Here is a 22,916-nt window from a genome sequence, read left to right as displayed (position 1 = left end):
AAAATCGTTTATTACTTTCTCTTTTCACTGACCCAAATCGTTATCGTACCTTCAACAACAACATTTCCTTTTAAATCATATGCTTTTACAACAACTGGCAAATCACCTGGTTTCCAAGCACCATTGGGGACTTCTGCGACACACCTGATATCTGTGTCAGCTTTTGCCGGATATTTAACCTCCATACCTTTTGGTATCCAACGTAGATTTTTTGGGATAGATGCCTCACACATGAACCCCATTGCCATTTCGAGGCCGTTACAAATCGCTATAACATGCACCGTGCCAATGTGATTTTGTAATAATTTTCGCTTCCTGATCATCACTTCACAATGGTCAGGTCTAAGTTCTGTGATCAGGGGGGATATTGTTGAGAAATACGGCGCTCTTCGCGCTGAATACCAGCTAAAAAGCTTTCTACCAGATGGAAACTTTAGGAACTTTTTATATATATTCAGTAAATAGTTGTCGGTCATACGTGTCTCTATTTATGATATGCAGTCATGTCAACAAATGATTTGTTGACATGCAAATTTTAACTTTCACTACTTTGTTACTGCTTGATAATTTATGAATTTTTAAAACTAATCTGCTGTGGTCAACAAAATTACCCCAGATAAAACGTTGCCAATATGATTTTGCACCTTCTTGTAATTTTTCTGCCGAAAGGTTACCGACTTTAAATCTGTCTCTACAATATCAATACTTACTGTACCGGTGAGTTTCACCTTGTAACGAAACATCCATGTCAGCAGTTTCTGACGAATCCAAGTAGGGTAAGACATTGCTTTTTTAGCGAAGGCACGTAACGGATTAGCTGCGGGCATAACTCTCTTCTCTTTTGTATAATCGTTCTGGTTAGACCAGTTAGCTTAGGCTGAGCGCTCGTAGGTTGCAAGGCTTTTAGCCATTATCTAATAGTGCTTGTAGCGCAAGAGTATGAGCCTGATAGTGCCGCCAGCGACCCACGGAACGAGTATTGATTGGCTCTCTTACTTGCACTTTACTTGCGGTTGATACGGGCAACCGATTTTCTTCTACCGATAAACACTGTTCTTCCCAGGGTAAATCACAATAAGCGAGTAACGCCTTAACTTCAGACTCTGGGTGGCTAACTAAACGTTCGTAGGATTGCATATATATAGCATCTGGGTGCTGTGCACTGAACGCGCCCACCCAATTATTAAAATGCTGATAAAAGCGGCCTATCGTACCTAAGTCGTAAGCGTACGCATAGTAAGGGCTGTGTATAGAAAACAATTGCCTAAAGTTGCCCACACAGGTGTCCATGGCATCACGCTGAAGGCAAATTACCTTTGCTTTTGGTAGAGCACGGCGAATAAGATCTATATAAAAAAAGTTGAACGGGAGCTTATCAACGAAACGGGGCGAGTGTGCGCGTAAAAAAGCGGTACGTTCAATATAACGTTGCCCTATTACTCCCATATTGCTCTTATAGGCACACGTTAATGTTTTTGCATCCAGTACCCTTTGGCTTTGGGTATTAACCGTCTCTTTCACTGCTACACCAAAGTCTTGCAACTCTCCCCCTGACGCCACGTGGGAATGGTGGCTCAATATACGCTCAACAAGGGTTGTTCCACTACGTGGCATACCAACTACAAAAATAGGTGCATTATTTTCTACCCCACTAATATCCCCGTGTTTTCCTAACTGCATATGTAGAATTTCAAAAATGCTTTGGTAGTCGCGTAACGCGTTTTCACTGCGTTGACGCTGGGGTAACTTTGCATGTGTTAAAGCATTAAACGCCTTATCATAGCTGCCAAGCGCCTCATACTCTTTGGCAAGCGCATGGCCTATATGAAGCCTGCCTTCTGGATGGTTAACTAGCTGTGAAGACAGTGAAACTAAACGCGCAAGATGCGTTTGCTGGTTTTCGTGATGCCCTAGGTCGGAGAGTGCGAAGTACGCTTGATAAAAATTAGGGGCGTTTTCAATGGCAATCTCAAAGTGTTTGCGCGCTGTTTTAAACTGGCCGGCAAACTTTGCACTTACTGCATAATTGTAATGAAACTGGGCATTGTCCGGGGCAAAGTGAAGCGCGCGCTTGAAATAGTCAGCAGCCTGCTCATGTAACCCTACTCGACTGAGGGACACCCCTACAGTATCAAGGTCTAAGGCGCGTTCTAGGCTGTCTACTGGTGCCTGCTTAGCCATTTCTAAGGCTAACTGCATATCACCTTTTAATGCATAACACTTAGCTAAATAGGCATAGCAGATAGGGCGGGCAACGAGGCTATTGGCACGCTCTAACAGCTTAATTGCTTTTTCAATTTGGCCTATTTCAATATGAATGATGCCAAGCAAAAAATAAGCATGTGGATGATGCCCATGCTGCTCAATCACATTCACACACGCTTGATGAGCCTTAACGTAATTACGCTCGGATATGTATTTTGCTGCTTGCTCTAAGCCTATAATATTTTTCGTCATTATTACTTTTCAAAGTAAAAAGGCGCTTATACCCCAGCATAAGCGCCTTTTCTCGGTGATATTTTTAACTATATTACATACCGAACTGGTAGTTGAACATAAGGCCAACTGTGCGCGGTGTTAACACATAATGCCCATAGTTTCGCTGCAGCTCCGTACCGTTAGGCTGCAATTCGGTATTAAACTCGCCTAAACCAATATCTCCAACATTTCGACGGGTAGAAGTGAACGCATATTTATCGAACAGGTTATCGATATATAGCGTTACCGACCACTGTTCATCGGAAATAGAGGCATTAAGGTTGCTTACCGCATAGCCAGGCAAAGCCTCACCATCTTGGCGTAGACCCACGGTGGTATATATATCGCTTTGCGCAGTGATACCATAGTTAACGTTTAGCATTTTGTCGCCGAATACTTCTTGGCTATAGGTTACACCAAACGAAAATTGATGCTCAGCAGTGCCCGGTAAGCGGTCACCGTCTTTGCCATCATAATAATCTTGTAGTTCGGAGCCTTGTTCGGCTATAACACCAAACAGGTAGGGCGCATCGGCGGTTAATTCAGCCTGGGTAAAGGCATAAGTGGCGTAGGTCGTAATGCTATCGCCGATAATCGCGCGCATAGAGAATTCCGCCCCTTTTGACTCGGCACCTTCTGCATTTACCACTATTGGCTGCTGGCCGTTTACCGTAGCCCCCGACACCTGTGGGTCTTGCCAGTCTACATAGAACAAGGCCGTATTTAGCTGTAGCTTGTTTTTAAAGAAGCTCGTTTTTACACCTATTTCATAGTTTTGCGTGGTATCTGCCTCGTACAGCTGTTCTTCTTCTATGGCACACACTATTTGGTTATTTAGCTCATCGATATTGTCGGGACAAGCTACAACACTATTTGCACCGCCAATTCTAAAGCCTTCGCTTAGAGTGAAATAACCCATGGTACGGTTGGTAAATTGATAGCTTGTATTCAATTTAAGTAGCGTACCGCTGTCATCTGCAGACGTTTCGCCATAATCAAGCTCAATTGAATCTGAGGCGCGCCCTTTATAGACAGAGTAATAAAGCGGTAAGTCTACCGCTGAGCGTGAAAACACATCGTATTGATACGCCCTTAAACCTACGGTTACATCCCAATCGTCGGTAATTTCATAGGACAGTTCACCGAACAACGCTTTTTCGGTAGTTTGCGTTTCATCAACTGAGTAATATTCGAGATCATCAGGTCGATAGTTGCCTTCCTCTTCCCATACGTCAATCGCATACTCATCGAAGTTTGGCGTAAACTCCTTACTGGTACCATCGGTAATAACGTCGTAGTAAAACCCGCCCACAATCCATGACAAAGGGCCTGAATCTTGCGAAACCAACCTTAACTCTTGCGTGAATATATCGCGTGATTCAACTTCTTCTGTATAAGATGAAAATGCAGGAAATTCTTCGTAACTATAATCTAAGCGGATAAGAAGGTCGGTTTGATCGCGCTGTCCATTGGCGTCAAATTTCGACAATCCAGTGGCCGCCACTAATTCGGCGAAGCCTAAATCTGCTTTCATCTCTAAACTAAGTAGTTCATCTTCTTTCTCACGAGGCTCTTCATAGCGGTAGGCAGATTCATACTTCCCTATTAAATCGCTTAGCCCATTATCGCTTGAGAGTGCGTTGTAATGTGAAATTGAACGACCTTCCACATCTTGCTTTTGATAGAAGTAAGTTAGCGTACTTTCAAACTCATCGGTTGGCGCCCAGCGAAGCGCCACGCGCCCCGTTATTGTGTCTTCTCCGTTCGCATCGGCAACACTTTTTAAGTTATCTTCTATAGCATCTGCATCCGTCCAATCAGGATCGGGTAGAGACACCCCACCCTCTCGAACCACGTAGTTGTAATCTAAAAAGCCGGGGTTGTTAAAGTAATTAAGAGAAGCTCGTACCCCTAACTCACCTTCGATAATGGGAGCATTAAAAACAAAACTTGCTTCACCACCGAGTGAATCGCTTTCGCTAACACTAAACAAATCACCCGAAACTTCTCCAGACATAAAGTCTAAATCTACTTGTTTAGGTATGTAGCGAATTGCGCCGCCAAGCGTTCCCGCACCGTATAAGGTTCCCTGAGGACCAATAAGTACCTCTACACGGTCTACGTCAACTAGGCGCATATTTAAAAAGAGTGGGATATCGCCGAAATAGGTAGCGACAGTACCGCCATCCGAACTGGGCCCTGAGGAGTTAGTATTAAGGCCGCGTACAATAATGGGGGAATCTTCCCTGCCGCCCTGATCGGTAACAGTGAGACCGGGCACCCATCTAGCTACACCATCTAAATCTTCAATGTTTTGCTGATCGAGTACGTCAGATGTTAGCGCTGAAATATTAATCGGCACTTCTTGTAATGAGCCACTACGGCGAGTAGCGGTAACTTCAACGGTTTCAATTTGTTTTTCATCTATTTCTACAGTTTGTGCGAGTGCACTTTGGCTTGTGCAGGCAGCAAGTACCGCGCCTGTAACAGCAGACAAATGAAAAGGGGCGCTTTTCTTGAACATTTTATCTCTCTTTACAAAATGGATGTCCATGAATCACTAACTACCAATCCATCTGGGAGACAGAGTCCTTCTGAGGGTTACGTTTCACGAGTTTTAAGTGTTTATCCGGCTAAGTGGAAGCAACTAGATTGACTTCGCTTATCATCAACGGGGAGTTGAGCAGAAAACGTGCCGGATTTGCGTGCTATTTTACTATAAAAAAGAGAGAAAACACGCCTCTTCCTAAATATTTATTCAGAAAAAGTGAAAATACTTTCAATTTAACCAAGCATTCACAATTAGTTAAAATTCATTGCATTAGAATGAGGTTTTTAACCACATGCTCTCGCTTAGTTTTTTAAAACAAAGACCAAACAATCTCAAAAATGCACGATTAATGTGCGCGGCATTAAGAATATTTACCCGTGAAGCCCGCGTAATTTGATCGATATGTTGAAAAAAACGCGAATTAGCTGCTTACAGCTATACGATTAAAGCGCATGTACGAAAGAAGAATTTGGAGCGGGAAACGAGATTCGAACTCGCGACCCCGACCTTGGCAAGGTCGTGCTCTACCAACTGAGCTATTCCCGCATAGAGTCGATGCATGGCATCTAATGGACTTCCTAGTCTTGATACTAGGTTAAATTTGGAGCGGGAAACGAGATTCGCCAACTGGCCGACACTCGGTCGTGACCCCACGGGGGTCGCGCTTTCACGCTCACTAGTAAAAGAATAAACATTACTAGGTTTAATTTGGAGCGGGAAACGAGATTCGAACTCGCGACCCCGACCTTGGCAAGGTCGTGCTCTACCAACTGAGCTATTCCCGCAACAAAATTTAGGCACTTCGTTTGAAGTGGTGCGCATTTTACAAAAATATGTCAGTAACGCAACCATTAATTCTGTTTTTTTTCGAAGAAGCTAACGAGTGGCTAAATCGTAAACACTTTCTCTCGATAGTAGCGCATTTCTTCAATTGACTCGCGAATGTCGTCTAGCGCTAAGTGCACCCCTTTCTTTTGGAATCCATCAAGTACTTCAGGTTTCCAGCGGCGCGCGAGCTCTTTTATGGTACTTACATCGATACTACGGTAGTGAAAGTATTCTTCAAGTTCAGGCATATATTTCACCATAAAGCGTCGGTCCTGCCCTATAGTATTGCCGCACAAAGGTGATTTACCTGCATCTACCCATTGCTGCAAAAACGCAATCGTTTGCTGCGCGGCTTGCTGTTCATTAATCTTACTTTCACGACAGCGCTTGGTAAGGCCGCTTTCACCGTGCACCCGGGTACACCACTCATCCATGTTATCTAATACATCATCGCTTTGATGTACCGCGATGACGGGCCCTTCTGCCAAGATATTCAGTTGGGCATCTGTAACTATGGTAGCAATTTCCATTACCACACATGTTTCAGGATCTAACCCGGTCATTTCCATATCAATCCACACTAAATTGCTATCGTGTTTACTCATATCGTTCCTCTTAGCACTACAGACATGGCAACCATGCCCTACAAACGTTATTATTGTCACAGTATACGTGAAATTAGATAGAAATCGTGGCGAAAAAACCAAAACTTACCCATAAACAAAGACGTCAAGTTGCGGCTAACCGAAGCAAGCGACTGCAAGACAAAAATAGCCCTAGCACCAAAACAGTTGATGAAAGCCCACTCATTCGGGGCACGGTTATCGGTCGCTTTGGAAAACATGCCGATGTGGAAGACGACGCAGGGGTTGTATCCCGTTGCCATATACGCAGAACGGTAGACTCTGTGGTATGCGGCGATAAGGTATTATTCAGTAAAGGAGATGACGCGGAGTCTGGGGTTAAAGGTGTAATCGAAATTGTTAATGACCGTCATTCGGTATTAACCCGGCCAGATTTTTATGACGGCATTAAACCTATAGCGGCCAATATCGACAATATAATTGTTGTTAGCGCTATTCTTCCTAGTCTTTCTACCAATATAATCGACCGCTACCTGGTTGCTTGTGAGGATATTGGTATTACGCCTGTTGTGGTATTAAATAAAGTAGAGTTACTGTCTGATGAGCAGCGCCAAAGCATTGAGGGTCAACTGGACGTTTACAAGAAGCTAGGTTACGACGTGTTATTCACCAGCTGTAAAACTGGCGAAGGCATTGATGTACTCAATAGCTACTTAAACGACAATGTGAGCGTTTTTGTGGGGCAATCAGGGGTAGGAAAATCAAGCCTTATTAATCAGGTTTTACCGGATGCCGATGAACTTACCGGAGAAATTTCGGATAATTCTGGACTCGGCCAACACACCACTACCGCCGCTAAATTGCTTCATTTGCCCGCCGGTGGTGATCTTATAGATTCACCAGGGGTGCGTGAATTCGGCCTGTGGCATATTCCAACCGAACGGATAACATGGGGCTTTGTTGAGTTTCGCGATTATCTTGGCGGGTGTAAATTTAGAGACTGTAAGCATCTTAACGATCCTGGTTGCATTTTGCGCCAAGCGGTAGAAGAAGGCCATATCAGCGCCGACCGTTTCGCCAGCTATCACAGGATACTAACTACCATGGATGAGCAAAGGCCAAGTCACAGTCAGCCGCCCGGTAGTTAACCCCACCACGCGAATAGAAAACCTTTGCTGCCCCGCCAAGGTTTTCTAACTAGCGCGTTTTTCTACTAATTCCTTATATCAAGTTTGTTGCATACATAATCTTAAAGTTACTTGTCCCCATATAACTTAAGGTACAATTGTTTGGTTAATTTAATTGGAGCGTTTTCGTGCTGGACTGGCTTAAAATAAATCTACAATACATTACCCCTAAACACTTACTGTCTCGCGCAGTAGGTAAGTTAGCCGCTGCTGAATTAGGCGGTTTTACTACCTTCATGATTAAGCGGTTTATAAACCATTACAACGTAAACATGGATGAGGCACTTCATTCAGATCCTGAATATTACGCAAGTTTTAACGCATTCTTTACTCGTCCGTTGAAGCCTGACGCCCGTCCTATTGACCCTAATCCTTCAACCCTAGTGCATGCGGTAGATGGTGCGGTAAGCCAATACGGTGATATCCATGTCGATAGCATTTTCCAAGCAAAGGGGCACGACTACAGTTTAACCACGTTACTAGGGGGTAAACCTGAACTCGCGGCTCCTTTTAAAGACGGTCAATTTGCCACCGTGTATCTCGCGCCAAGAGACTATCATCGTATCCATATTCCGATTGACGGCACGCTTACTGATATGGTGTATGTACCCGGCGAGCTATTTTCCGTTAATCCACTTACCGCACGTAACATTCCCGGGCTATTTGCGCGCAACGAGCGGGTTGTTGCACTATTTGATACGCCAGTAGGTAAGATGGCAATGGTATTAGTTGGCGCAACTATCGTGGCCAGTATTGAAACCGTATGGGCAGGCACTGTTACTCCACCGGCAGGTAAGCATGTTCAGCATTGGACCTATGATAGAGACAGCGAAGCCAGTGTAAAACTGAAAAAAGGGGATGAATTAGGCCGCTTTAAACTTGGCTCTACCATAGTGGTGTGCTTTGAAAATGATGCTGTCGACTTTGAAGCCCTAACCGCCGGTCAGGTAACCCGTTTAGGTGAACCTATGGCCTACGTTGCAGGTAGCAACAGCGACGCCAGCTAATTTATGGATGCCGTCAAAAAAAGCCTAATTTCGCTTCATTTCACTATTGTACTTCTTGGTGGCACGGCGCTGTTTTCACGGTTAGTGCCACTAAGCGCAAGTGATATCACGCTAATGCGCTCGATTTTTGCCTGCATTGCGTTGTTTGGCTTTTTAACACTTTCTAAGCAAACTATCCGACTGGCATCTAAAAAAGACTATATGGTCGCCATAGGGCTAGGCATATTAATGGCATTGCATTGGGTTAGCTACTTCGCAGCTATGCAGTTCGCCAGTATTTCAGTAGGTATGATAGCGTTATTTACGTTTCCAGTAATTACCGTTTTAATAGAACCCTTTTTTGAAAAAACCCGTCTGGTATGGCAAGACATGGTTTCTGCGGTAACGGTTATCGTGGGGGTTTATCTTATTGTGCCTGAAACGTCACTGGAAAATGATATTACCTTGGGCGTGGTAATAGGTATTGCGTCGGCACTCCTGTATGCCTTTAGAAATCTATTGCATAGGAAGCATTTCAAGCATTATAGCGGGGCTAAGGCAATGGCATGGCAAACCTTAGTAATTGCCGTTTTATTGTTGCCAATAGGAAGTACTGAAATTAGTGCAGCGCCAATCAGCGCTTGGCTTATGCTATTGCTGCTTGGTACGGTATTCACAGCCTTGCCTCATGCCCTTATTGCGGCAAGTTTACGGCATCTTAGAGCTAAGACATTTTCTCTGATCGCCTGTATGCAGCCGTTTTATGGGGTAGTTCTAGCAGTGCTATTACTGGGTGAGCAACCCACATGGGGAACGCTTTTAGGGGGTCTTCTTATTACCTCTGCTTCTGTCTACGAAACACTTAATACACACAAAATTCATAGACAAGCAGCGAAGGAGCACGCTAAACAATGCTAATTTTCGCCCACCGAGGAGCCAGTAAAGCCCTCCCCGAGAATACGGTAGACGCATTTAAACTGGCCTTTGAAGAGGATGCCGACGGCATTGAATTTGATACCTTTCAGCACCCTGAAGGTATTATCGTTTTCCACGACAAAACCTTAAACCGAACGACGAACGGGCGCGGTTTTTTACTGTCTACGCCCCTTAGCGAACTACGCCAGTTAGACGCTGGATTAGGCACGCGGATCCCTACCCTTGTAGAAACCTTGGCTACTGTACCTAAAGGGAAATGGTGTAACATTGAGATAAAGCAATTGACCGATGCTGATAGCTGGGTGTCTGAAGTACGCCATACTGTCGCCAGTAGCGGTATCGAAGTTGAGAAGTTGCTTATTTCCTCGTTTAATCATCATTGGTTAAAACAAATCAGAGAATTATGGCCCGAGGTTAAAATTGGCGCGCTAAGTGCCAGTTACAGCTTACAGCCTTGCTACGACGCCCACATGTTACGGGCGTATTCAATGCATATTGCGTTAGATGTAGCCTCACCCGAATACGTTCAGCAGGCCTTAGCAGAAGGTTTCGACGTTTTCGTATTCACCGTTGATGAGATAGAAGATATGCAGCGGTTAGCCGCATATGGTGTAACCGGCATTTTTACTAATGTGCCAGATATTGCACGTAGCATCTTCAAATAACGAAGTATGCTGTACACAGCACCGCTCCTTGCCTAACCCAAGGGATTTTACTTAGTGTCGGTAGATAAATGCGCAGCAAAAACTGTATCTTTACAGCACTTGCACTGACGACATAAGCGCATGTTGATCCAGTGTCCTGCCACAATTAGCATCGCACCGACAGCAATGGTAAAGGGCTCGTAAGACTCCCCAAACATGTTTTTATGCCAATAAATTGCGCCGCCTGAGAACAGCAATACGAGCGGATACCAGCGACCATGGTAACGCAAGGCGCCACTCACTAATGCCACTGCACCAATTAATAATGAAATCGTAAGTATGGTGCGCTCAAACCATAGTTGAGCGAAAAATGAAGAACCAATAAGGGGTAATAGCGGCACCACAACAGGAAGCGCTAGACAATGCAACGCACATAGCCCCGATACCCAGATACCGAGCTTGTCTAATTTTGTTGGATTATCATTTACAGGATTCATTGACATTCTACACCTCACGACAGAGACGTTATAATATAACAATTATTGAGAAATTGAAATTCAACTTAATTAAATTTTTCCTGAATTGATAAATTTATTTTGGCCACCTTGGCAAATAGCCTTCGCTATTTTTTTATTCTTCGGTTGCTGAGGGGCTTAGAGAAGGGAGTTCAACGTTACTTGGTAATGGGGGGGTATAAAGAAAATCTGCCACCGAGGTTAGGCGAATACCCTGCTTTGCTAAAGTAGGCAGAGATTCGGCAAGAAAACGAAGGGTTTCAGGGTACGGGTGCGCGATAACAACGGCGCTACCTTTTTTACGAGCTAGGGCTTTCGTCTTTTCAAATTGTTGTTGTAAAAACAAACGACTTTTTTGATGATCGAGAAAAATTTGTCTGCTTACGCTTGGAACATCCAGTGCTTGGGCCATTTCGTGGCCTTTGGTGTAAACGGACGTTCTGCTATCGACAAAAAACAGGCCCTGACGTTTAATTTCTTCCATGAATGTACGCATACCATTTGCATGTCCTGTAAACACGCTGCCCATATGATTATTCACCCCTACGGCATAAGGTACACTTTTAAGCGCACGGCGAAGGGTGTCGGTAATGGTGGCTGGGTACATATCGATACTAAGGCCGAGAGGTCCCATGGCGTTGTCACTTTTAGCTTGCATTGGCATATGCAGCATAACCGTACGACCTTGTTGATGCGCACGCTGAGCAATAGCGTGGGCTAGCGGTGTTTCAGGTAAAATAGAAAAGGTAACTTCGGTGGGCAACGAAAAAGCGCTCAGATCCGTGGTACGATAGCCTAAATCATCTAAGATAATGATGATTTTTGGTTCGCCAGACAAGGGTTTTGTCATTGCAAAACAAGGTAAGGCGAAAACGATAAGTAAAATTAAGCGCAGAAGCATCGACTAAATCCATTCATTATAATTGTTCTTTTCCTGCTAATGTATTTCAGCTCATTTTTGGCAATTATTGGGCTGGTTTATTAAGCCACAATAAATTCATCTTGCGGGCATAGCCTATGCGGTTAAGCCTCGCCGCCCCCTTTAGCGTGATATCTCCCCACGCAGAGGCTATTTTCCCCTTACCGGCAAAAATACCTACAGCGTAAAGTTTGCGTAAAGAGCTTCAGTTGTGCTCAATTTGTCTGCACTTTGCCGATAAGATGTCATCGTCCAATTATTTTTTACCTGTCCTTTTAATCATTTATTTAATCATCTTTAAAGGCTCAACTATGATTTCTACAGTAAATAATGGGGCCATGCCCCCGCCACCGCCTCCACGTAATGATGGCGCTGCGTTAACTGACGAACAAAAAAGCACAGTCACCGAAATTCTGTCTTCCTATGATGCAGAAAACCTTACAGAAAGCGACGCACAAGCGATTACCGAGCAGCTTAAAAACGCCGGTATTGCGCCAAGTAAATCCCTTGAGACAGCGATGACTGAGGCAGGTTTTGACAGTAAGAGCCTGGCTGAATTGGCGGGCAAAGATAGACCGGCACCGCCCTCCTCATCAGCTAACTTGCCAGATACAGCAACGTTTTCTATAACAGTTTAATTAACCCATTAGTTAAACCATGCGGTGGGGTTAAGCGCTTTTCCTTTGTGCCTTATTTCAAAGTACAGGTTCGCGTATTCTTGCCCCCCGCTGCGCCCTACTAGCGCTAAATTTTCCCCTTCACGGACGTCATCTCCCGCTTGTTTCAGCAACGCTTGATTATGCCCATATACGCTCATGTAGCCTTCACCATGATCGACAATTGCAACTAATCCAAACCCTCTTAGCCAATCAGCATACAATACTTTTCCCGATGCGATACTGCGTACGGGGTCGCCCTCACTGCCATCAATAATTACGCCTTTCCAGCGTACCTGGCCTTGCCTACGATTACCAAAAAGCTTGCGTATTTTCCCTTCAACGGGGGGCGATAGCTTTCCCTTAAGCTTGGCTAACCCATCGAGTGTAATTTTGGCTGCAGCGGCGCGTTCTGCCGCCAGACGGGCGGCTTCTATAGCATCACGCAACGCTTTTTCATTTTCCTGCAGCCTTGCTATACGCTCGCTTTCACTGGCTATCGTTTGATTCAATTTGGCGAGGGTTTGTTGTCTATCCTGCTGCCGCGCGACAATGACCCCGCGCTGGGCTTGTTGTTTTTTGCGCAGTGCAAGTAGCGTCTTAGCCTTTTCGGATAGCCGCGCGGTAACGCTTTCTAATTGTGCTACGTTATCTTTAAACTGTGTAATCTCTTGCTGTCTAGCTTTTGCTATGTACTGATAATAGGTGATAACCCGCTCAAACGTTTTCGCGTCTTCTTGGAAAAACATCATTTTTGCGTAATCGTAGTGACCTGCCATATACGCACTTTTCAGCTGGCTTGAAAGTAAGGATTGTTGCTGACGTATCGCTTGCTTTAGCTTGCTCTGCTCTTCCTTTAAAGCCGCCTCTTCCGCATTCACCTTTTTTAACTCATCATTAGTACGTGCCATTGCAGTGGCGACTTTAGCAATTTCTAACTCAGAAGACTTTAGAACTTCGGCAAGTTCTTTGGCGTTCGCTTTACTGGTATTAAGGGCCTGCTGACGTTCGCGTAATTCAGCTTGAAGTTCAGCTAGCTTGGCTTGCTCTTCGTCCTGGCCATGTGCCAGTGGAGAATATAACCCGATAATGAGCCATGCCAACATAAAGCTGCTAAGACAAAGACGGTGCATTTCCTTCATTAACGAGACAACCTCAAACAAGTACATAGGTGCGAAATTGGTAATAGGTCAGTGTATCTGAGGGCATGGGCAAATCCCAGTCCAATTTAGCTGCAATAACAGTCATCTAAAAAAAACCAATTGAATGTGCTGTAACAGCCTCTAACTGTAGGCTGGTTTCTCGCCGAATTTTCTATATACTTTGCACTCGTTTTACGGTCTATAGACAAGGTTTTAGGGAATGGATCAGCTAATAGAGTTTGCCGGAAATAATATTGTACTTGCCGGTATTTGGGTTGCACTCGTTGCGATGTTGATATTCAGTTACGTTTCGTCACTGACTTCATCAATAAAAGAAGTTAACACCCACGAAGCTACATTAATGATAAATAAAGAAGATGCGGTGGTTGTGGATATTCGTGCTGCGAAAGAATATAAAGCAGGACATATCTTAGGTGCTAGGCAGCTAAAGCCAGAAGCGTTGCGAGAGAAAAACTTCAGCGTGCTTGAAAACAGCAAAGACAAACCCATTATTCTAGTATGCGCTATGGGTAATCAGGCTCGTAGCACCGCGAATGCCATGTCCAAAGCAGGCTTTGCAAACGTTAATGTATTAAAGGGTGGGATGAATGCGTGGCAAAGCGCGAGTCTACCCACTTCCAAATAATAGGTGAACATTGTGAGTAAAGTAGAAATTTACACCAAGGGACATTGCCCTTACTGCCACCGCGCGAAAGCACTGTTGAACGAAAAAGGTGTAGCGTTTCAGGAATACCCCATCGATGTTCAACCTGAACTAAGAGACACCATGATTGAGCGCGCCAATGGCGGCTGGACTGTGCCTCAAATTTTCATTGATGATCAGCACGTTGGTGGCTGTGACGACATGATGGCGTTAGAAGCGCAAAGCAAATTAAACCCTATGCTTGGGTTAGCATAACGCGTCAGCACATATCGCAACGCAATTAGTAAAATCTAAAAACGACAACGAAATAGGAAATACCATGGCTGACGAAAATCAGACTAGCAACAACGAAGCAACAAGCGAACAAGGCCCTCAGTTCAATATTCAGCGTATCTTTACTAAAGACATTTCTTTTGAGTCGCCTAACGCGCCGACCATTTTCACCAAAGAGTGGAAGCCTGAAATCAAGCTAGATATCGATACGAGCACCAATAAGATTGATGAAAATGTTTTCGAAGTCGTGCTATCGGTAACAGTTACCGCTACTTTAGGTGAAGAAACGGCTTTCTTGTGTGAAGTACAACAAGCCGGCATTTTTGCCATCGGCGAAATGCCTGATCAAAACAAAGCGCACATGCTGGGCTCTTACTGCCCGAACATGCTGTTCCCTTATGCTCGTGAAACTATTTCAAACCTAGTTAACCGTGGCACTTTCCCTCCTCTTAATTTAGCGCCAGTAAACTTTGACGCTATTTTTGCGGCTTACATGCAAAAGCGTGCACAGCAAGCGCAGGGCGAAGCGCCTAAGATGGACGCGTAAGTTAGGTGAACATGAACCCTCAATCGGTTTCAGTGCTAGGGGCGGGGTCGTATGGCACCGCACTGGCGTTTTGTCTAGCCCGCAACGGTAACCCTACCTTGTTATGGGGGCGAGATGCGCAGCACATCGCTGAGCTTAAAGCCGACCGTGAAAATGCTCGTTACCTACCCGGAGCGAAATTTCCTGATGCGCTGGAAGTAAATGCAGATCTCGCAGAGGTCGTTCAAGCGAGTAAAGATATTCTGATTGTGGTGCCAAGCCATGGCTTCGCGGCCATACTTAACAGTATAAAGCCGCTGTTAAAACCACATCATCGCATTATCTGGGCAACGAAAGGTTTAGAACCGAAAACAGGACGACTATTGCGTGAGGTTGCAGAAGAGACCCTAGGCAATGCGTATCCGCTGGCGGTGCTATCAGGGCCTACGTTTGCCAAAGAAATGGTGGCAGGGTTACCTACCGCAATATCGCTGTCATCCACAGATGATACGCTAAGTGATGAATTTGCCGCTAAGCTACATTGTGCAAAGTCGTTTAGGGTGTATAAGAATGCCGATTTTACCGGCGTTCAGTTAGGTGGCGCAGTAAAAAATGTTATCGCTATAGGTGCCGGTTTAGCCGATGGGTTGGGGTTTGGCGCAAATGCCCGTACCGCGTTAATTACACGTGGCCTTGCTGAGCTGACCCGCCTAGGCGTAAAGCTTGGCGCTCAGCCAGAAACGTTTATGGGTATGGCTGGCTTAGGCGATTTAGTTTTAACCTGTACCGATAATCAATCGCGTAACCGACGTTTTGGCCTAGCGTTAGGGCAAGGTAAGAGCGTAGAGCAGGCGATGGAAGAAATTGGCCAAGTGGTGGAAGGCTACCGCAATACCCAAGAAGTTCATGTGCTATCTGCAAATGTTGGCGTTGAAATGCCAATTTGTGAACAGATATACGCTGTGCTTTACCACAAAAAGTCTCCTAAAGAAGCGGCATTAAGCTTACTAGGGCGCGATTTGAAAAATGAAGGTTAACCCGTAATTTCTGCCCAAACTTATATGACTAAAAAGGCGCTAAGGCGCCTTTTTATTAACTTTTTTCCGTGTTAGCGAGCGCCGTCATAACCCAACTGGCGCCAACTCTCATAAACAAACACTGAAACAGCATTTGATAGGTTCATACTTCGGCTATCGGGCAACATTGGAATGCGGACCCGCTGCTCTGGAGGAAGTGATTCGATAAAGTCGTTTGGCAGCCCGCGGGTTTCTGGGCCAAACATCAAAGCATCGCCTTTTTGATAAGTAACATCACTATGAAACGCCTTGCCTTTAGTGGTGCAGGCAAATACCCGCTTAGGTTTTGCATATTGCATATAGGCATCTAAGTTTGCATGGCGCTTAACGTGGGCAAACTCGTGATAGTCTAACCCCGCCCGACGTACCCGTTTATCATCCCATGCAAACCCTAAAGGCTCAATAAGATGTAAATTAAACCCGCTATTGGCACATAACCGAATAATATTACCTGTATTGGGCGGGATTTCAGGTTGGTATAACACTATATCTAGCATCTTTTTTACGTCTCGTTAAAGGCTATAGTTACAGGGCATCAAAGCATAGTGGCTCGCTGCAGAATCGGCAAGGCCTAATAGTTTACCTTAACACTATAGCGTTGAAGCTGTGCACACGCCTATATCCATCACTTGCAGCACGCGCTTAAAATGCCTTGCAATATTCGGCTACTTTGCCGGCGGGTGGTCGGCCAAAAAATCACACACCATGGTTAACGCTTTGTTTCTAATATCATCACGCTCGGTAAAAACTTCATGATAAGCATCAGCGATACGTTCAAGCTTAGAGTGAGGCATGGCATTTACCACTTTTTGTTGGCGTTTATTATCGATAATACTATCGTCTTGGGCACTAAGCACTAAACAAGGTGTGGTTATACGAGGCGCGTTTTTCTCAATGAAATTCATAGCGCGGTGTGCCGCGCTAAGCCATTCGGTGGTTACACCGCCTAACTGAATACGGCGTTCTTCATCGTACAATTGACGAAACAAAGCGTAACGAGATCTACTGTGCGTCAGTTTATTTAGGGCGTAAGGAAACGGGATATAGGACGTTTGCCCGAAAAAATATCCCGAGGGTTGCTTTCTTATCCGATTAAAACTTAACCCTATTTGAATTAAACCATTGGCCAGCCAATTAGGTAATGCCGGTTTAATACCAAACATCGGCGATGCCAAAACAGCCTTATCAAAAAGGTCAGGCTCACGGTGTAAGGTTAGCGCTCCGATAGCACCGCCCATAGAATGACATAATAAGCGTAAGGGCCCTTGCTGCAAAGGTTTTACAATCTCTTGCACAAAGGAAACTAAATCATCGATGTAATCGTTGAAGTCAGCTACATAACCATGTTGAGGGTCGTGGGTCATCCGCCCAGAAAGCCCCTGCCCTCGATGATCTAATATAAATACCGCAAAATTATTTTGATAAAGATCGAAAATTAGCTCTTTATACTTTAGATAAGATTCTATTCTACCTGAACTTATCACTACCGAAGCAATGGGTTTTTCTGGTATACACCACGCATAATGCACTTCTACATTATCTTTACCGGTGAAATGGCCGCGGGTGACAGCCGACTGCCAAAATGGATTAATGGTAGTGGCAAAAGTGGTAGCAAGTTCTTGCTCCGTAGTAAACTTCCAACTCATTGGCAACGTCCTATATGATGAGTCTTTCAAGTCCAAGTACGAGCAATCTAGGTTTTATCTAGGCGTTATTTAAACTGCGAGGGAATGATAGTGTAACCACTAACCCGTTATTTTGCCCGCGCTTGGCGCTAATGTTGCCATGATGCAACTCTACAGCCGCTTTTGCAATTGAAAGCCCTAGCCCTACGCCACCAGACTCGCGTTCACGGGCTAATGAGGCGCGATAAAATGGCGAGAATACACGCTCACATTCTTGCGCGGATAAACCGGGCCCATCGTCTGCAATGATCACAGACCAATAATCTTCACTAACATCAAATGCAACCTCTATCGCGTGTTCACTATGGCGAATGGCATTTCTCAATACGTTCTCTACCGCCCGACACAACATAGTATGCTCTGCCTGAACCGTTAATTTTGGAATGTCAGCGATATCTAACACACGATTTTTGTTAGCCGCTTCAAATTGACCATCGGTAAAAACATCGTGAAACAAAGCCGATAGGGTATGAGATGAAAAAGTTGTCACCCCTGCCTCTGCCTTACTTAAGACAAGCAACTGCCCGATAAGCGCATCCATCCTTTCCGCTTCACGCTCTATACGTACCAAGGTTGTTGGGTCTACATCTTGTTGGTGTGCTAAACCTAACGCCATTTGAAGTCGAGCCAAAGGAGAGCGTAATTCATGGGATATGTCTGCGAGTAAGCGTTTTTGCCCAGTCCACATTGCATCTAGTTGCGTTGCCATACGATTGAAATCACGCCCTAGTTGGCCAAGTTCATCTTGACGCTTTTCTGCGTTGTTCACTCGAGTATTCCATTTACCATTAGCTAATGAACGGGCAGAGGTTTGGATTTGTAAAATGGGGCGGGTGAGTGAGCGGGCAAATAACCACGACAACAAGGATGTGGTACCTATAGCAATACACAATAGTAGTACGAAAGGCGGTGTTGATTTAGTGGGCATTTCCATATTCATAACGAACAAAGCGTAGCGGTTGTCGTCACGGTTGAAAAATACCGGCCCGGTTACTTTTAGCGCTCCTCGGGTAATGGAAATGGGTGATGTTTGTTCCAATAGGTTTACAATATCCCGTTCTTCCTTTTCACGCATTGGCGGACCACCAGCCGTGATCACCTGCTGAGTTTTGAGGTCAACGGCGACCATACGCCCCCTAAACGGCGGAACGCTGCGTTGTAACGCCATTCTAAGTGGCCCACGCTCACCTCTTTCACTGTTTAATTTTTCTAACCCTCGTGTTAACACGGTTAACTGGCGCGGTGATGCCGCATTCACTTCTAGGTCTTCAAAAAATAACCGCGTACTCCAAACCGCCAATACTGCCGTAACGATAAAGGTTGCCCAAAACCAGAAAAATAGCCGGCCCATAATGGCCCGGGTAGGATTGAGATGCCGGAACCACTTCATTAGTGAGGCATCAACATATAACCGACACCGCGAATAGTTTTTATCTTTTCTTGCGGCGTAATAGCCGCCATTTTTTTACGTAAGTTACTCACATGCATATCAATACTGCGATCAAATGGCTGTAGTGGCTTACCTAATACTTTCAAACTAATCTCTTCTTTGGTTACGCGGTTGCCTGCATTTAACATTAACAGTCGTAAAGTGGAAAACTCGGTACTGGTGAGGGTAACTTCCACATCATCTACTTTTGCCACCTGAGCACTAGGGCTCAAGAAAATGCTATTAACCAATAAGTCTTGCTCTATAGCTCCACCATTGCTTACTAATGTTAAACGTCTAAAGATGGCCTTTATACGCGCCATCAGTTCTCTATGGTTAAAAGGTTTCCCTAAGTAGTCATCAGCGCCTAGTTCTAAGCCGAGAATTCGATCGTAGTCATCACCTCTTGCGGTGAGCATAAGCACAGGGGTTGCATGACTTACCCGTAACTTTTTAAGTACGTCAAACCCATCCATTTTTGGCATCATCACATCAAGTAAAATGAGATCGTAGTGTCCACCAGAAACCGCTTCGGCCAAACCCGATTGACCGTCATTACACACTTTAACGCGATACTCTGCGGTGCCTAAATAAGCCGCCAACATTTCAGTTAGTTCAGTATCATCATCAATGATTAAAATAGACTTTAAGTGGATATTTGCACCCATGGTGTTTGACTCGGCTAAAGCTTGATTCATTGGTAATTTACTCTGATATGTTACACCTTGCTAAACTGCTTATATACAAAACAGCATGCACTTTTTCGCGCTCCGCCCTATTCAGTTTATAAATAAAGGGAGAAATGGCCTTTTTTGTGGTGTCTTGCTTAAAAATTAAAATACTGATTAGTACTACTATAATGGGTTCGACCCTGTGAATCATATTTGGGTTCCGACTTTACAAAAGCTTTACAGTACCTTGACTGCTTTTGTGGATTCACGGGCTACTATTCAGGTGTCTGATTAATAGGAGACGACCATGAAAGTGATGATTATTGCTACCCTCGTAGCTAGCACTGTTGCTCTAAGCCAACCGGCTGAAGCAAACCCGCGCGGGCACCATAAGCGCAATCATTCTCCGATAGAGGGGCTTGTTCACCAGTTACATGATTTATCACTTAGTTCTGTGCAAAAGGCAGAGATAAAATCGTTAATTGAAGACTTTAAAGAGGCACAGCCACGCCCCGAAAAACCCGAGCGCCCCGCTCTGACTACGTTGCGCTCAGCGTCAGCAGAAAGTATTCGCGCACAGGCCGAAGAAAAAGTTAGTGAACGAGAAACCCAAGGGTTGAAAATTGCAGAGCTTCGCAGCCAAGTGTTTGCAGTGTTGACGGCCGAGCAACAATCCACACTATTAGCACGTGCTGAGGATTTCAAAGACAAGCGCAATGCTAAGCGCGCCAATTTCAGTGATAAAAAGGGCCAAGGTAAAAAGCCACGCAGCCCGTTTAGAGGCAATCCATTTAGAGGCATAGATTTGTCAGATGAACAACGCGAAAGCTTAAGAACGCTTAGCGCTTCATTTAAAGAAACCATGGATGCTCATAAAGCGAATATGGAGGCATTTCGTGAAGCACAAGCTGATTTAGTGCAAAGCGGTAGCTTTTCTAGCGATGCTTTTGAAGCGTTATCTCTTCGCTATCACGATGCAATGGTAAGTGCTGAAGTTGACAAAGCATTTAATCAACAAGCAATGCTAGCGGTACTTACCGATGAACAAATTGCTGAACTTGAAGTGCAAAACGAAGAGCGTTCGTTTTTCCAAAAGCTGCTAAAACGGGGTTAAGCCCCCCTTTATTAAAACGTGAAAAGCGCCAACTGAACTGCCCACCAATAGTTGGACTATCCAATTGTTGGGGATCACTTCAAAGCTAGTTGGCGCTTTTTGGCTCAACCGGCGCCACAATATCATATAATTGCAGGGCCGATTCTGCACCGCTCACCGTTACCACACTAACCTCATCACCAAGGTGAGAAATTGCTAACTGCTCGTTTTCAACCGGTAGAATTACACTTTTAGTGGGTGACATTAGTACAGGCAACGACTGCTGTTTGTACAACTGAAAGCTATCGGCCATTGTTACGCCGTGAGTGGCGCCCATATCGACTACATACTGCTGGTTATATACATTCACAATGCGTGCAAAGGTTGGTTCGCAGGTAATCGCAGCAGATACATCGGATACTGCGGCATTGACGGTATTTAGCACCATTCGGCCATAGTCGCTGCGCCAAAAAAGACTATTGCTTGTATCAACAATATAGTGGCTATCAAACGGCCAGTCAGCTTCGCTATGATAACTTTCGTCAAAAACTACACGTTGGCGAAAGGTGTCTAGCACAAAAACCTGCAAGGTAAAATTACGCCGTAACGCGACTTCATCGCTACTAAATAACTCATCACTTTGCGACACTTGCTCGAATAAACTGATATCTCTGATGTAACCATATAGCGCAAACTGCTGCCCATAGGTATCACGCAAATAGGTGGCCTTCGTTTGTAGCTCAGCGCCGCTTAGGGTATCGGCTGCCCACATGTTGGCATGGGTGAGTGTTTCAGGAATTTGCATTACATCGGGCGCCTCTAAGGTCCCCTCGAACTGCTGGGCAAACCGCTGAGTAATATGGGTTCCCAGGTTATATACACCGCCTGTGGCAGCCTGTCTTGGGTCGAGAAGGGCAAAGTGGGTAACCAACAAACGTTTTTGAAAACGTTGTGGCTGACAATCAAATAATGGCGTTAAATTGACATTCACCACCACGGTAAGCACATTTTCTTTTACTGTCTCACTAAGTATTTCCACGCGCTGTATTCGCCCCGCCGTGGTTAGCTCTGCTTTACTGCTTAACACTAAGCCGTTAATGAGCACATCTTCTGCCGCAATCACGCTACCACTTTTATAGGATGCATCAGCAATGGCGTTTTTTATCACCGTTGCCCGTACCGATGCTAAGTCTGCGCCAGAGAAGTCTAGACTGGCTTCTCCTTGCACCCATTCGGCATAAGCGCCACTAGGAAGCAAAGCCGCCGCAAAGGTAATCGAAACAAGTAATCGGTTAAAACGAGCCATGGTATAGTTATCCGAAAATGGCGAAAAGTTTATCGATAACAGAGCGTTTTTGGGTATCTTGTAACTCACCCGTACCACTGTATTCAATTAGCGCGTTACCCACTTTTGACGACATCACTGTATTGCTTTCATCAACATCTTCTTTTCTCACCTCACCTGAAAAGCGAATGTATTCTTTACCTCGGTTCATTGTTATCCACTTTTCGCCCGTTACCAGTAAGTTACCCGCCGGTGTAATGCCGGTAACGTAAACGGTAATACTGCCTTGCATAGAGTTAGACTGTTTGGTTTGGGCCGAACTGTTAAATTCGCTTTCTTGCCCATGATCCACTTCTAAATCGTTGTCCTCAACTTGAATCCCTCCTACTCGCAAGGTAAGTGGGTCTATATCAAAAGAGCTACTCTTGTCGGTATTAAAATCGAGAGACTTCTCCGACAGTGTTTCCTCATCAAGCTTTACCAGGATCATGTCGCCCACTTTGTAGTGTGTATGTCGTTCATACAGGCCCATAGCCATATCTGGATTAAATAGCGAGCCCGTTGGAGTGCGTACGTTTTCCACGGGATAAGCGCGTACCGGGGTATAATCCGGATGTCCCGGACGCGGTACTTCTTCTGTTATAGATATTGCGCGTTGTTCGACTTGCGGGTTGGTTGGGCTACTCGCTACCACTTCCTCTTCTTCAGAGACGGTTTGCGCACAGCCGCCCAGTGTAAAGATGGCGTAAAGCGAGAATAGTTGGCATCGTTTTTTCATAATTCTTTCT

The 22,916-nt window shown here is 45.0% G+C and carries 24 protein-coding genes and 2 tRNA genes; 10 read left to right on the top strand and 16 right to left on the bottom strand.

Annotated features, from left to right (window positions below; all coding sequences use genetic code 11):
- Positions 1 to 11: 11 nt before the first annotated feature.
- The 7 genes from GTH32_RS17025 to orn form a co-directional block, all read right to left on the bottom strand.
- Positions 12 to 476: a hotdog fold domain-containing protein gene (locus tag GTH32_RS17025; RefSeq protein WP_163088005.1), complete on the bottom strand. Its 465-nt coding sequence runs from the start codon at positions 474 to 476 to the stop codon at positions 12 to 14.
- A 108-nt stretch (positions 477 to 584) separates the two neighbouring features.
- On the bottom strand, positions 585 to 827 hold the full coding sequence (locus GTH32_RS17020; protein ID WP_203565538.1) for a hypothetical protein: 243 nt from the start codon (positions 825 to 827) through the stop codon (positions 585 to 587).
- Between the two features lie 76 nt (positions 828 to 903).
- Positions 904 to 2,457 carry a tetratricopeptide repeat-containing sulfotransferase family protein gene (locus GTH32_RS17015; RefSeq protein WP_163088003.1) on the bottom strand — a complete coding sequence of 518 codons (1,554 nt, stop codon included), beginning with the start codon at positions 2,455 to 2,457 and terminating at the stop codon, positions 904 to 906.
- 73 nt (positions 2,458 to 2,530) lie between these two features.
- Positions 2,531 to 5,002 carry a TonB-dependent receptor gene (locus GTH32_RS17010; protein WP_163087995.1) on the bottom strand — a complete coding sequence of 824 codons (2,472 nt, stop codon included), beginning with the start codon at positions 5,000 to 5,002 and terminating at the stop codon, positions 2,531 to 2,533.
- Positions 5,003 to 5,499: 497 nt separating this feature from the next.
- Positions 5,500 to 5,575 (bottom strand) — tRNA-Gly (locus tag GTH32_RS17005).
- A gap of 163 nt (positions 5,576 to 5,738) precedes the next feature.
- Positions 5,739 to 5,814, bottom strand: a tRNA-Gly gene (locus GTH32_RS17000).
- A 102-nt stretch (positions 5,815 to 5,916) separates the two neighbouring features.
- The gene (gene orn / locus GTH32_RS16995) at positions 5,917 to 6,462 is read right to left on the bottom strand and encodes an oligoribonuclease (RefSeq protein WP_163087993.1); all 546 of its coding nucleotides are present in this window, start codon (positions 6,460 to 6,462) and stop codon (positions 5,917 to 5,919) included.
- An 86-nt stretch (positions 6,463 to 6,548) separates the two neighbouring features.
- Between orn and rsgA the strand changes: the two genes are divergently transcribed.
- The 4 genes from rsgA (at position 6,549) to GTH32_RS16975 (ending at position 10,215) form a co-directional block, all read left to right on the top strand.
- The gene (rsgA, locus tag GTH32_RS16990) at positions 6,549 to 7,589 is read left to right on the top strand and encodes a small ribosomal subunit biogenesis GTPase RsgA (RefSeq protein WP_163087991.1); all 1,041 of its coding nucleotides are present in this window, start codon (positions 6,549 to 6,551) and stop codon (positions 7,587 to 7,589) included.
- A 167-nt stretch (positions 7,590 to 7,756) separates the two neighbouring features.
- Positions 7,757 to 8,635 carry an archaetidylserine decarboxylase gene (gene asd / locus GTH32_RS16985; RefSeq protein WP_163087989.1) on the top strand — a complete coding sequence of 293 codons (879 nt, stop codon included), beginning with the start codon at positions 7,757 to 7,759 and terminating at the stop codon, positions 8,633 to 8,635.
- 3 nt (positions 8,636 to 8,638) lie between these two features.
- Positions 8,639 to 9,532, top strand: a complete 894-nt coding sequence (locus GTH32_RS16980; RefSeq protein WP_163087987.1) for a DMT family transporter — start codon at positions 8,639 to 8,641, stop codon at positions 9,530 to 9,532.
- Positions 9,526 to 10,215: a glycerophosphodiester phosphodiesterase gene (locus GTH32_RS16975; protein ID WP_163087985.1), complete on the top strand. Its 690-nt coding sequence runs from the start codon at positions 9,526 to 9,528 to the stop codon at positions 10,213 to 10,215. The genes GTH32_RS16980 and GTH32_RS16975 overlap by 7 nt, the downstream gene beginning before the upstream one ends.
- A 47-nt stretch (positions 10,216 to 10,262) precedes the next feature.
- Here GTH32_RS16975 and GTH32_RS16970 read toward each other — a convergent pair whose 3' ends face one another.
- Both GTH32_RS16970 and GTH32_RS16965 read right to left on the bottom strand, forming a co-directional pair.
- A complete protein-coding gene (locus tag GTH32_RS16970; RefSeq protein WP_163087983.1) occupies positions 10,263 to 10,691 on the bottom strand; it encodes a MerC domain-containing protein in 429 nt (142 codons plus the stop codon).
- A 133-nt stretch (positions 10,692 to 10,824) separates the two neighbouring features.
- A complete protein-coding gene (locus tag GTH32_RS16965) occupies positions 10,825 to 11,610 on the bottom strand; it encodes a divergent polysaccharide deacetylase family protein (RefSeq protein WP_163087981.1) in 786 nt (261 codons plus the stop codon).
- A gap of 329 nt (positions 11,611 to 11,939) precedes the next feature.
- Between GTH32_RS16965 and GTH32_RS16960 the strand changes: the two genes are divergently transcribed.
- Entirely contained in the window at positions 11,940 to 12,266 is a 327-nt protein-coding gene (locus tag GTH32_RS16960; RefSeq protein ID WP_163087979.1) for a hypothetical protein, read from the top strand.
- A gap of 8 nt (positions 12,267 to 12,274) precedes the next feature.
- Here the strand turns inward: GTH32_RS16960 and GTH32_RS16955 are convergent, their stop codons facing one another.
- Entirely contained in the window at positions 12,275 to 13,426 is a 1,152-nt protein-coding gene (locus GTH32_RS16955; RefSeq protein ID WP_163087977.1) for a murein hydrolase activator EnvC family protein, read from the bottom strand.
- Between the two features lie 220 nt (positions 13,427 to 13,646).
- On the opposite strand from GTH32_RS16955, the gene GTH32_RS16950 reads away from it, so the two are divergent.
- The 4 genes from GTH32_RS16950 (at position 13,647) to gpsA (ending at position 15,926) form a co-directional block, all read left to right on the top strand.
- Positions 13,647 to 14,072 carry a rhodanese-like domain-containing protein gene (locus tag GTH32_RS16950; protein WP_163087975.1) on the top strand — a complete coding sequence of 142 codons (426 nt, stop codon included), beginning with the start codon at positions 13,647 to 13,649 and terminating at the stop codon, positions 14,070 to 14,072.
- A gap of 12 nt (positions 14,073 to 14,084) precedes the next feature.
- Positions 14,085 to 14,345 (top strand): glutaredoxin 3, encoded by a 261-nt coding sequence (gene grxC / locus GTH32_RS16945; RefSeq protein ID WP_163087973.1) that lies wholly within the window; start codon positions 14,085 to 14,087, stop codon positions 14,343 to 14,345.
- Between the two features lie 64 nt (positions 14,346 to 14,409).
- Positions 14,410 to 14,910 (top strand): protein-export chaperone SecB, encoded by a 501-nt coding sequence (gene secB / locus GTH32_RS16940; RefSeq protein ID WP_163087971.1) that lies wholly within the window; start codon positions 14,410 to 14,412, stop codon positions 14,908 to 14,910.
- A gap of 11 nt (positions 14,911 to 14,921) precedes the next feature.
- Positions 14,922 to 15,926 carry an NAD(P)H-dependent glycerol-3-phosphate dehydrogenase gene (gene gpsA / locus GTH32_RS16935; RefSeq protein ID WP_163087969.1) on the top strand — a complete coding sequence of 335 codons (1,005 nt, stop codon included), beginning with the start codon at positions 14,922 to 14,924 and terminating at the stop codon, positions 15,924 to 15,926.
- 71 nt (positions 15,927 to 15,997) lie between these two features.
- Here the strand turns inward: gpsA and trmL are convergent, their stop codons facing one another.
- From trmL to GTH32_RS16915, 4 genes are all read right to left on the bottom strand, one after another.
- Complete coding sequence (gene trmL, locus GTH32_RS16930; RefSeq protein WP_163087967.1) at positions 15,998 to 16,462, bottom strand: tRNA (uridine(34)/cytosine(34)/5-carboxymethylaminomethyluridine(34)-2'-O)-methyltransferase TrmL; 465 nt, start codon at positions 16,460 to 16,462, stop codon at positions 15,998 to 16,000.
- Positions 16,463 to 16,630: 168 nt separating this feature from the next.
- Complete coding sequence (locus GTH32_RS16925; protein WP_163087965.1) at positions 16,631 to 17,611, bottom strand: alpha/beta fold hydrolase; 981 nt, start codon at positions 17,609 to 17,611, stop codon at positions 16,631 to 16,633.
- 58 nt (positions 17,612 to 17,669) lie between these two features.
- On the bottom strand, positions 17,670 to 19,040 hold the full coding sequence (locus tag GTH32_RS16920; protein ID WP_163087963.1) for an ATP-binding protein: 1,371 nt from the start codon (positions 19,038 to 19,040) through the stop codon (positions 17,670 to 17,672).
- Positions 19,040 to 19,777 (bottom strand): response regulator transcription factor, encoded by a 738-nt coding sequence (locus tag GTH32_RS16915; RefSeq protein WP_203565537.1) that lies wholly within the window; start codon positions 19,775 to 19,777, stop codon positions 19,040 to 19,042. Before GTH32_RS16915 ends, GTH32_RS16920 begins: the two co-directional genes overlap by 1 nt.
- 280 nt (positions 19,778 to 20,057) lie before the next feature.
- Here GTH32_RS16915 and GTH32_RS16910 point away from each other — a divergent pair, with 280 nt between their 5' ends.
- Entirely contained in the window at positions 20,058 to 20,864 is an 807-nt protein-coding gene (locus tag GTH32_RS16910) for a Spy/CpxP family protein refolding chaperone (protein ID WP_163087961.1), read from the top strand.
- 85 nt (positions 20,865 to 20,949) lie between these two features.
- Here the strand turns inward: GTH32_RS16910 and GTH32_RS16905 are convergent, their stop codons facing one another.
- The gene (locus GTH32_RS16905; protein ID WP_163087959.1) at positions 20,950 to 22,149 is read right to left on the bottom strand and encodes a flagellar assembly protein T N-terminal domain-containing protein; all 1,200 of its coding nucleotides are present in this window, start codon (positions 22,147 to 22,149) and stop codon (positions 20,950 to 20,952) included.
- 7 nt (positions 22,150 to 22,156) lie between these two features.
- Complete coding sequence (locus GTH32_RS16900; RefSeq protein ID WP_163087957.1) at positions 22,157 to 22,906, bottom strand: flagellar basal body L-ring protein FlgH; 750 nt, start codon at positions 22,904 to 22,906, stop codon at positions 22,157 to 22,159.
- Between the last annotated feature and the right edge of the window lie 10 nt (positions 22,907 to 22,916).

The sequence above is a fragment of the Alteromonas profundi genome, assembly GCF_010500865.1.
Classification (GTDB): domain Bacteria; phylum Pseudomonadota; class Gammaproteobacteria; order Enterobacterales; family Alteromonadaceae; genus Alteromonas; species Alteromonas profundi.
Note: the sequence above shows the minus strand (reverse complement) of the source record. Positions and strands in the feature narration are given on the sequence as shown.